The organism is Halorubrum sp. AJ67, assembly GCF_000513435.1.
Genome location: NZ_CBVY010000011.1, coordinates 27,717 through 30,137, shown reverse-complemented (window position 1 = coordinate 30,137; position 2,421 = coordinate 27,717). Strand labels below are relative to the sequence as shown.

Annotated in this window: 2 protein-coding genes, 1 tRNA gene and 1 pseudogene; 1 reads left to right on the top strand and 3 read right to left on the bottom strand. The window is 67.6% G+C overall.

Going from position 1 to position 2,421, the window contains the following annotated elements:
* On the top strand, positions 1–451 hold a 451-nt coding region (locus tag BN903_RS10135; RefSeq protein WP_048077620.1), incomplete at its 5' end, for an undecaprenyl diphosphate synthase family protein.
* A gap of 27 nt (positions 452–478) precedes the next feature.
* Here BN903_RS10135 and BN903_RS10130 read toward each other — a convergent pair.
* The 3 genes and pseudogenes from BN903_RS10130 to BN903_RS10115 all read right to left on the bottom strand — a co-directional run.
* On the bottom strand, positions 479–1,642 hold the full coding sequence (locus BN903_RS10130; RefSeq protein WP_048077619.1) for an inorganic phosphate transporter: 1,164 nt from the start codon (positions 1,640–1,642) through the stop codon (positions 479–481).
* 338 nt (positions 1,643–1,980) lie between these two features.
* Positions 1,981–2,051: transfer RNA gene (locus BN903_RS10120), tRNA-Gly, on the bottom strand.
* Positions 2,052–2,142: 91 nt separating this feature from the next.
* Positions 2,143–2,421: pseudogene (locus tag BN903_RS10115) on the bottom strand (enoyl-CoA hydratase/isomerase family protein); the annotation flags it as partial.

Below are 2,421 nucleotides of genomic sequence, written 5' to 3'. Positions count from 1 at the left end.
CCGGGAGCTACGGCGGCTCGACGCCCCCGCGGAGACCGTGGTCCGCGGCCCGGACGCCGACGATCCGGCCGAAGAACCCGCTGGCGACGCGCCCGACGGCGACGATTCGCTCGACGTCGGCGACCCGGACGCGCTGGTCCGGATCCTCGTCGGTCTCGGCGGGAAAGCGGAGTTCGCCGGCGCGGTCCGCGAACTGGCGCACGACGTGGCCGACGGGGAGATAACGCCGGAAACCATCGACGAGAGCGACGTCGCCGACCGGCTGTTGTTTCCCGAAGAGCCGGACCTCGTGATCAAGACCGGTGCCGAGCGACTCTCCGACTTCGCCATCTGGCAGTCGGTGTACGCCGAACTCTACTTCACCGACGTGAACTGGCGCGACTTCCGCAGACGTGAGTACCTCCGCGCCGTCTTGGACTACCAGGACAGACAGCGCCGGTTCGGCCGCTAACCGGCTCCGGCGGGTGTTCCGCCCGGCTTACCAGACGAACGTGAAGAGGGCGGTGAACGTCACCAGCGCGCCGACCGTCGAGAGGATCGGCACGACGTTTTGCATCAGCACGACGCGCGCGCTCGTTCCCGGATTGAACAGGTCCGACGCCGACGGGACGTCGCTCGCGTCGCCCTCGCCGATATCAGGCATCTCGTCGGCCGCCAGCGCGCCGACGGAGACCGTCGGCTCCTTCTCGCCGCGGATCCCCTGTCGCACCGTGACCGTGCGCGTCGCGCGCCCCCAACCGAGTCCGACGATCGACATCGTCGCGATGATCACGAAGGAGGCGGGGATCCCGACCGCGGAGAGGCTGATGACGATCCCGGAGGAGACGACCGCGACGACGATGGCGGCCGTCAGCGGCAGGTCGGTGATGTCGTTGCCGAGCGTGTCGAGCGTCCGCCGGGCGATGGTGAACGCGCCCACCGCCACCGCGGCGCTGCCGAGGAGGATCAGCGGCCGTATCTCCACGCCGGCACCCACCAGCGGCGCGATGGCGTTGGCGATGTTCGACGTACCGGAGGCGAACGCCATCAGACAGCCGATCGCGATGACGACGAAGCCGCCGAACAGCTCGCGGCGGGTCGTGTTCGGTCCGGGAACGGGCTTCGGAACCAGTCCCGACCGGTCGAACTCGAACAGCGCGCCCTCGGTGCTGTCTATCGCCACCCAGTCGTTGATCGTCGAGTAGAAGTAGCGTCCCACGATGCCGGAGACCCAGAACCCGATTATCGGGGCGACGAGCCACCAGATCGCGATTTCGCCCATCTCGGCCCAGTTGAGCGTGTTCGTCGCCAATCCCAGCCCGGCGATGGCCCCGACCGCGGTCATCGACGTCGACGCCGGGACGCCGGCGAAATTGCCGACGAACAGCGCGCCGCCGATGAAAAAGAGGACGACGATGCTCGTCTCCAGCGTGAACACGTTCGCGCCCGAGACGAGGTCCTCGCCCAGCGTCGTGACCACCCGCTGGCCCAGCGTTCCAGCGCCGATGAAGAAGAACACCGACATCAGCGCCGCCGCGCCCGACTTCGACAACACGTCCGCGCCTACCGCCGGCCCGAACGCCGGTCCCGTCGTCGCGCCCCCGATGTTGTAGCCGACGAACGCCGCCACCGTGACTCCGACGAGAAGAAGAATCTCTACCATATACGCGAACAGAGTACGCACGCGCGGTTAAACGGATGGGATCCGCCGCCACCGCTGGCGTCGACCGCGACGTCCTCGGCGGCGACCTCAATTCGAGGGCGACGCAGCCGCTGTGCTCGGCGATTTTCCTCGCTTCGCTCGGAAAATGTACCGGCCGAGATTTGAACTCAGAATCAGACGTGCTCGCTCGCGGTTCGCGGCTTCACCGCTCGCTGCGCGCGACTGATAGCGTTCAAATCACTCTCGGTGATTTCTCTCACTACGTTCGAGAAATGTACCGGCCGAGACTCCCGTGAGCGCAGCAAACGGGAGTCAGGCCGGGGCACGACTGGAAGGAGTGCACCGGCCGAGATTTGAACTCGGGTTGCAACCATGGCAAGGTTGCGTGATACCACTACACTACCGGTGCGTGCTTCGCATCTCGCAGTTGGCCGGAGACTCACTTAAGCTTGTCACATCGAGGCGGCGGTACGGCGGGGTCGCCGCCGCTGTCGTCCCGCTCACTCTCCGTTCCGACGGGCGATCTCCTCCGCGTGGGCGTCGTGGAGGTCGGCGAACGTAGCCGCCTCCACGCGTTCCTGCGTCTCGTCGTCGCGGCGGTCGCGGAGTCGGCGCTTGATCGCCGCGAGCGCATCGGACTCGCCGGCCGCGATCTCGTCGGCCACCGATCGAGTGTCGTCGACGACGCGCGAGACGAGCCCGGTCCGGAGGGCCTTGTCGGCGTCGAGGACGCGCCCCGACAGCGCGAAGTCGAGCGCGTCGCCCTCGCGCATGACCCG